Source organism: Bacteroides sp. 1001302B_160321_D4 (genome assembly GCF_015667765.1).
GTDB lineage: Bacteria > Bacteroidota > Bacteroidia > Bacteroidales > Bacteroidaceae > Bacteroides > Bacteroides xylanisolvens.
In genome coordinates, this window is record NZ_JADPLO010000115.1 from 1 (window position 1) to 7309 (window position 7309).

Below are 7309 nucleotides of genomic sequence, written 5' to 3' on the forward strand. Positions count from 1 at the left end.
ATCATTCTTGTTAAAGGTTACGGCGCAAAGATATGGCGGCTAACAACTTATGTCAAGGCGGAAAATAGAATGGTTACAATTTATAAAATATCAACAATTTAATTTACCTTTTCAATAGCTCATCAATTGAATTTATAAACGTCAATGCATAAGGATAAAGTTCGTCCACCGTTTTCTGATCATGATTGATGAAATCCTCATAATCTCCAGAAGAACGTTTATTAAAAATTAAGGTATAGAATTTACCCATTCCAACAGATAATTGTCCAGTAAGAACAAAATGCTTTCCCAACATTTGACGTACTCCTTCATGTGATTTGACAACAATCTTATTTGCCACTAACAATGCACTTGCAGCATAAAAACAAGCATAATACATTCTATTAATTGCAGTATTCCAATATCCTCTCTCACAATGATCTGCTATTTCGTTCAAAGTACGCCTTGCATTTTCCATTCGATATAGTACAATAGCATTTCTTTCTTCATCTGTCATAACAACGCGACTCCCTCCTTCATTACATTTTCATAAAAAGGAGTCACTACTTTCCCCCATATCTTTTTAGGCAAAATAAATGGATTAATTAAAATACCAGTTTCCAGCTCTATTTTATAAAGAGGATCAGTAATGTTCAACTCATCTTCTGTCGAAATATCATCCTTATCCACCAATATCAACAAATCAATATCCGAATCAGGCCGCGCGTCTCCTCTTGCTTCCGAGCCATAGAGTTTCACCTCTACAATTGGTGTCATACCTTGCAAGGCTTTCTGTATTGCTTTTATGATTTTCGTACGTTTCATACTTTCCCTCTTACATTATATTATACAAAGAAAAAATCCATCAATACTCGAAATATTACGGTCGTAATAATTACCGCCATGATATTTCGAGCAAATGCAAATATAAACATTCCGATTCACATTACAATGCGATAGTCTGATAAAACAAAACAAGAATAAGGAGTTAACAAATCACCCATACCACAGTTCAGTTCGTTGTAGTATGGGTGATTTCATAAATTTACTTGCAGTATTTGGTAATCAGCTCATCTACATTCGGATCACCCAGTTCTTTCGCTTTCTTAAAGTTGCCGCAAGCTTCATCTGTCTTCTTCAACTGTATCTGGCAAAGCCCCAATAAGCGGTAAGCCTCGGCATATTTAGGATCAGCCTTCAATATATTATTCAAAATCTGAATAGCTTCTTCGTAACGTCCTACACGCAGGTTTACAACGGCATGTTCCGCCTGATAGGTCAGGTCTGTCGGATTCATTTCGATTGCTTTAACTATATCATCCAAGGCGCGTTGGAATTGGCGTGCTTTCAAAGCGGCCTGTTCGCGATAGTAATAGAATACGTCGTTCACTTCTCCTTTGACTGCTGTATGATAAGCATCATAATCGAGCATCGCATTCCGTGGCTGGCCGGCATTCATGTTCATCTGTGCACGTTCCAACAAATATGGAGCAAAATCTGCTGTGATCGGTTGCGGGCAACGGGCAATACAGCTATCCATTAAAGCTACGACTTCTTTCGGGTCACCTTTCGCCAGTTCCTTCGTCTTGGCAGCACTAAAGAAAGTGGCCGGAGAAGCAATGTTACTGGCATTTACCTTCTCATAAGCTGCCAAAGCACCGGCATAATCTTGCTGGGCAAACAGTATGTCGCCTTCCATTTGAATATAAATAGGCAGCGGATCAATAGCGATTGCTTGACGAACATTCTGCAAAGCAGTGTCATACGTCCAGTCTTTATACGTTTTTTCCGGCTTCGACAATTGATAAGCATACATCAGCTTACCTATATTATAATATACATCATCTTTTTTCTGGGCTACTTTCAAAGCCTGATTAAAGTCGGCAACTGCTTTATCATACCAAGTCTGATCGTCCTTACCTTTAGCTGCATAATAATTGGCACGACGAAGATAACCATCCGCATTAGCAGGGAACTGACGGATGAAATCATCCAACAGCTTTTCGTAATCGTCGCCCGACAGGCTCGAAGATGCCATAAACAAGTACACTAATGCCTGGTCTTCCGTTTCGGGCAGGCCTTTCCGGATGCCAATCTTTTTCAAAGCAGCGTCTCCCAAAGAAAGAGCACTGATTTTCTGCGCCATGGCAAAAGCTGCTCCTGCCGCATAGCAAGTGGTCACCGTATCGATGCCGGATGACTTCTGCGCAATGCCAAATACTTGACCTTCGGCATTCATCACCGGACAGCTCACCATCTTATCTTTCATCTGCATACCCAATGTATAGTAATGATATTCTCCGGCTACTTTGGAAACTTCTTTCACTTTACCAGTAACGCAAGCGATACTTTTCTGTGTAGAATAAGGAAGCATCCACGCATCGGCTCCCACTGCCGGAGCTGTTTTAGCCACAATGAGCGCAGGCACTTTCTTCTCGGTGATAGCCACACGGAACTTAATGACATCATACATATCATTCGCTCCAAGTATCAGGCTAACCGGCATCTGCTTGCCTTCGGAAGTGATAACCACTGCACGTTCGGCTCCTTTAAAAAGAGTATAATCTGATAAAGCCAATCCATCTTCGGATACAAAAAATCCGTTTCCGGTATTCAGCATTTTATCATTCTTGTCATAAGTCACCACAGAGAAGACTGCACGTTTTGCCTTCTCTACCCATTTGGGAGTTTGCGCCATGCTTCCCTGCATCAGGAAGAAAAGCAGTAAAGGTAGAATTAAAATCTTCTTCATATCAGTCATTATTTCTTTGTTTCACAGCTTCGTAAACCAGGATACCGGCAGCCACGGAAACATTCAGAGATTCGATGGTGCCCAGCATCGGGATTTTCACCCATTCGTCGCAGAGCGCAAGGTTTTCATAAGAAACTCCCGTATCCTCCGCTCCCATAATGATGCACAGCGGTCCTGTATAATCGGCTTTTGTATAGTCGTAATCTCCCTTCTCGGTAGCAGCTACAATGCGGAAACCACTGTCTTTCAGATATTGCAGCGTTGAACGAAGGTTCTGCTCACGACACACAGGCAGCGTGTGCAGCGCTCCTGCCGATGTTTTCACGGCATCAGCATTGACAGATGCACTCCCGCGGGCAGGAATAATCACTGCATCGACAGCTGCACATTCGCAGGTACGGGCAATGGCTCCGAAATTACGTACATCGGTCACTCCGTCCAGCATAACAAAAAATGGATTCTTCCCTTGTTCGAACAAGAAAGGAACAAGATCTTCCGTTTTCTGATAAGTCACAGAAGAAATGAAAGCAATCACTCCCTGATGATTTTTCCGGGTAATGCGGTTAATACGTTCTACCGGAACACGCTGAACCGGTATCATCAGCCCTTTCAAAGCAGCAAACAATTCTTTGGAAAGATCACTCTGAATGTCTTTCTTTACCAGAATTTTATCAATCTCTTTACCTGCCTGAATGGCTTCTATCACGGCACGAACACCGAAAATCATTTCACTTTTATCCAACATCTATTTGATTTACTATTTTACTATTTACAATTTACTACTTATCAGTTACCGCTTAACAATTCACTACCTCAACTACTTTGAATGAATCAATTTAGCCATTAATTACTTAGCATCAAGCAGGGATTTGGCATTGCTAAGGGCGGCCTCGGTCAGAGTGGCGCCACTAAGCATGTGAGCTATTTCCTCTACTCGTTCTTCATCGGTGAGACGACGGATATGACTATTTGTTTCCGTATCGCTGTCTTTCTTATATACTTTATAATGTGCACGTCCGCGGGCAGCAATCTGCGGCAAGTGGGTGATGCTGATTACCTGACGGTTCCGGTCGCCCATTTCCTGCATCATGTCCGCCATGCGGTCGGCTATCTCACCGGAGACGCCGGTATCTATTTCATCAAATACGATAGTCGGCAGTTTCACGGCTCCGGCAATCAATGCTTTGATAGAAAGCATGACACGGGCAATTTCACCTCCCGAAGCTACGGAAGAGATATTCTGCAAGGTACCATTCTTATTGGCAGAAAACAGGAAGTTGACTGTATCTTCTCCTTGCAATCCCGGCTCTTTCTTCAGTCCCATTTCGATCTGGAAACGAACATTCGGCATTCCCAACGGAATCAAGCGGGCAGCCAATTGCTTTTCCACTTCACGCGCAGCTTTCGTACGGGCTTTGGTGAGCAGTTCTGCTTGTTGTTTCACTTGCTTATATTGTTCCTCTTTACGAGCGGCAAGCTCGGCAATACGCTCATCGTATGAAGTAATGTCGGACAATTTGCTACGATATTCATCCGTCAACGCTATCAACTCGTCAAGAGTCTGTGCCCGGTGTTTCTGTTGCAGGGAATAAATCAGATTCAGCCGTTCGTTCACTTCTTCCAGGCGGACCGGATTAAATTCAACGGAATCACTTTGCGAAGAGACTTCGTGCGAAATATCTTTCAATTCGATATAGGCGCTCTCCATACGTTCGGTAAGTTCCTTAGCGGGCTGATAGACTCTTTGCAGGCTATTCAGCGTATTCAGACTATCTTTCAGGTAAGAAAGCAATCCGCCTTCATCCGAAACAAATGACTGTTCTACCCGGTAAAGTCCGGCTTTAATCTCCTCCGCATGACTTAATGTTTCGGCTTCCTGCTCCAGTTCCTCCTGCTCGCCTTCTACAAGATGGGCCTCTTCGAGCTGTTCAAGTTGGAAACGGATATAATCTTCATCAGAACGGCTTTTCTCTGCCAGTGACATTAATTCAGCCAGTTCGCGTTCTGTCTGCTTCCATTCGCCATAACGCAGATGGTATTTCTCCAATGCTGCATCATTATGTGCCAGAATATCAAGCACGTTCAACTGGAATCCTTCTTTATTAAGTAACAGATTCTGATGTTGAGAATGTACATCTATCAATTGTTCGCCCAGCTCTTTCATTTGTGCCAGTGAAGCGGGAGTATCATTGATGAATGCCCTGCTTTTGCCGGAAGCCTGTACCTCACGACGCAAAATACACTCTTCATCATATTCCAATTCGTTTTCTTCAAAAAACGGACGCATACCGTAAGCAGCAATATCGAACCGTGCCTCTATAATACATTTGGAAGCTCCGCGACGAATCGCTTTCACATCGGCACGCTGCCCCAGCAGGAGCCCGATCGCTCCCAGAATAATTGATTTCCCGGCTCCCGTTTCACCTGTTATAACGGAAAAGCCTGTTTCAAAACTGATATCCAGTTTTTCTATCAATGCGTAATTCTGAATGTATAGTGAACGTAACAAATTAATCAAAAATTAAAATTTGAAAATTAAAAATTGGGAGACAGGGTGGCTACCAGACGATCAATGATGTCTTGAGCTACTTCTGTTTTCGACTTCAGAGGATAGTCTGTACGACCTTTCCTGTCGATTATACTTATCTTATTGGTATCATGGCGGAAACCGGCTCCTGCATCATTCAACGAGTTGAGCACAATAAAATCGAAGTTCTTGCGTTCGAGCTTTCCTTCGGCATTCTGCTGCTCATTATTGGTTTCGAGCGCAAAGCCAACCAGGCATTGTTGTTTTCTTTTTATGGCTCCTAAAGAGGCAGCAATATCTTGTGTTGCCCGAAGATGCAGGGTCAGTTCTTCTTCTTTTTCCCGCTTAATCTTCTTATCGGCTACTGTTTCCGGACGATAGTCGGCTACTGCCGCACAAAGAATACCTGCATCAGCATCTGGGAAATGAGCCTGCGCTGCTTTGTACATTTCTTCAGCAGATTCGACATCGACACGAATTATGCCAGAATGTTGCGTTTTGAGTTGCACAGGACCTGTTATCAAGGTCACTTGTGCTCCGCGACGGGCACATTCTTCTGCCAACGCGAATCCCATCTTTCCGGACGAATAATTGCCGATGAAACGCACCGGGTCAATCTTTTCGTAAGTCGGTCCGGCGGTAATCATCACTTTCTTTCCGGACAGTTCGTCACTCGAAGCAAAGAATTCATCCAATACCCGGATGATATTCTCCGGCTCTTCCATTCGCCCCTTCCCTACCAGATGGCTGGCTAGTTCTCCTGTCCCCGGCTCGATAATATGATTACCATAGGAACGCAGAATATCCAGATTTTTCTGGGTGGCAGGATGAGCAAACATATCGAGGTCCATTGCCGGAGCAACAAACACGGGAGCTTTTGCCGAAAGATAAGTGGTTATCAGCATATTGTCGGCTATTCCGTTGGCCATTTTACCGATGGTAGAGGCAGTGGCCGGCGCAATCAATACGGCATCCGCCCATAAACCGAGATCGACGTGGCTGTTCCACGTTCCGTCACGTTGGGCAAAAAACTCACTGATGACCGGTTTGCTGGTCAAAGCCGAAAGAGTGATCGGAGTAATAAATTCTTTTCCCGCCGGAGTAATTACGACCTGCACTTCCGCTCCTTGTTTTATCAGTCCGCGAATGATATAGCACGCCTTATACGCGGCAATACTGCCGGTAATTCCAAGAATTATTTTCTTTCCTTTTAGCATTATTTTGTAATCAAATTACTCATTTCACGCAAGCGGATTTTTGTCAATGCCGCCTTGGTGTTCAGCGTGAAGTCACTATTCAAAATCCAACTGTAATATCCGGGATCTTTCTTCAAAACCTCGGCTACAGACATTCCCTTATATTTTCCGAAGTTGAACACTTCTACTCCGTTATCATCGTACACCATGCGTCCGGCAAAATCGACATTCTTGCTGAAACTTGAATAATCTGCCAGGAACGCAATATCATTCTGAAGATCGGAGTAACGGTCGAGCTGTGCTTTCAGCACCTCGTAAGTAGCCCGTGTATCTGCTTCGGCAGTGTGTGCATCTTCCAGATTCTTGTCGCAATAGAACTTGTAGGCAGCAGATAGGGTGCGTTGTTCCATTTTGTGGAAGATGACCTGTACATCTACAAATTTACGTTTTGTCATATCAATATCTACTCCGGCACGAAGAAATTCTTCGGCAAGGACAGGAATATCAAAACGATTGGAATTAAATCCTGCCAAATCGCAACCTTCAATATCCCTGGCTATGTTTTTCGCTACTTCTTTAAAAGTAGGACAATCTGCTACGTCGGCATCATAAATACCATGTATAGCAGAGGATGCTTCCGGAATATGCATTTCAGGATTGATACGTAATGTCTTTGCTTCTTCATTTCCATTCGGATATACTTTCAGATAGCAGATTTCAACAATTCGGTCTGTGTTGATATTGGTTCCGGTTGTTTCTAAATCAAAAAAAACAATGGGATTTTTCAGGTTTAATTTCATTTCTGTTTATTTTATTGAGTCACCACAGAGGACGCAGAGGACACAGAGGGTTATT

At 43.4% G+C, this 7309-nt stretch carries 7 protein-coding genes; all 7 read right to left on the bottom strand.

All coding sequences use genetic code 11. The features are described from left to right. Positions 1-103 precede the first annotated feature (103 nt). The 7 genes from KFO40_RS24850 to KFO40_RS24880 all read right to left on the bottom strand — a co-directional run bounded on the left by KFO40_RS24850 (position 104) and on the right by KFO40_RS24880 (position 7254). Positions 104-496: a HEPN domain-containing protein gene (locus tag KFO40_RS24850; RefSeq protein ID WP_087323184.1), complete on the bottom strand. Its 393-nt coding sequence runs from the start codon at positions 494-496 to the stop codon at positions 104-106. Continuing rightward, complete coding sequence (locus tag KFO40_RS24855) at positions 493-804, bottom strand: nucleotidyltransferase domain-containing protein (protein ID WP_087323181.1); 312 nt, start codon at positions 802-804, stop codon at positions 493-495. Before KFO40_RS24855 ends, KFO40_RS24850 begins: the two co-directional genes overlap by 4 nt. A 220-nt stretch (positions 805-1024) precedes the next feature. Further along, the gene (locus KFO40_RS24860; RefSeq protein ID WP_211146909.1) at positions 1025-2731 is read right to left on the bottom strand and encodes a serine protease; all 1707 of its coding nucleotides are present in this window, start codon (positions 2729-2731) and stop codon (positions 1025-1027) included. A gap of 1 nt (position 2732) precedes the next feature. Beyond that, a complete protein-coding gene (gene rlmB, locus KFO40_RS24865) occupies positions 2733-3476 on the bottom strand; it encodes a 23S rRNA (guanosine(2251)-2'-O)-methyltransferase RlmB (protein WP_049702516.1) in 744 nt (247 codons plus the stop codon). A gap of 102 nt (positions 3477-3578) precedes the next feature. Further along, the gene (gene recN, locus KFO40_RS24870) at positions 3579-5240 is read right to left on the bottom strand and encodes a DNA repair protein RecN (protein ID WP_211146910.1); all 1662 of its coding nucleotides are present in this window, start codon (positions 5238-5240) and stop codon (positions 3579-3581) included. A 26-nt stretch (positions 5241-5266) separates the two neighbouring features. Then, the gene (gene coaBC / locus KFO40_RS24875) at positions 5267-6475 is read right to left on the bottom strand and encodes a bifunctional phosphopantothenoylcysteine decarboxylase/phosphopantothenate--cysteine ligase CoaBC (protein ID WP_117684808.1); all 1209 of its coding nucleotides are present in this window, start codon (positions 6473-6475) and stop codon (positions 5267-5269) included. Next, positions 6475-7254 (bottom strand): 3'-5' exonuclease, encoded by a 780-nt coding sequence (locus tag KFO40_RS24880; protein ID WP_004316864.1) that lies wholly within the window; start codon positions 7252-7254, stop codon positions 6475-6477. The genes coaBC and KFO40_RS24880 overlap by 1 nt, the downstream gene beginning before the upstream one ends. Positions 7255-7309 lie beyond the last annotated feature (55 nt).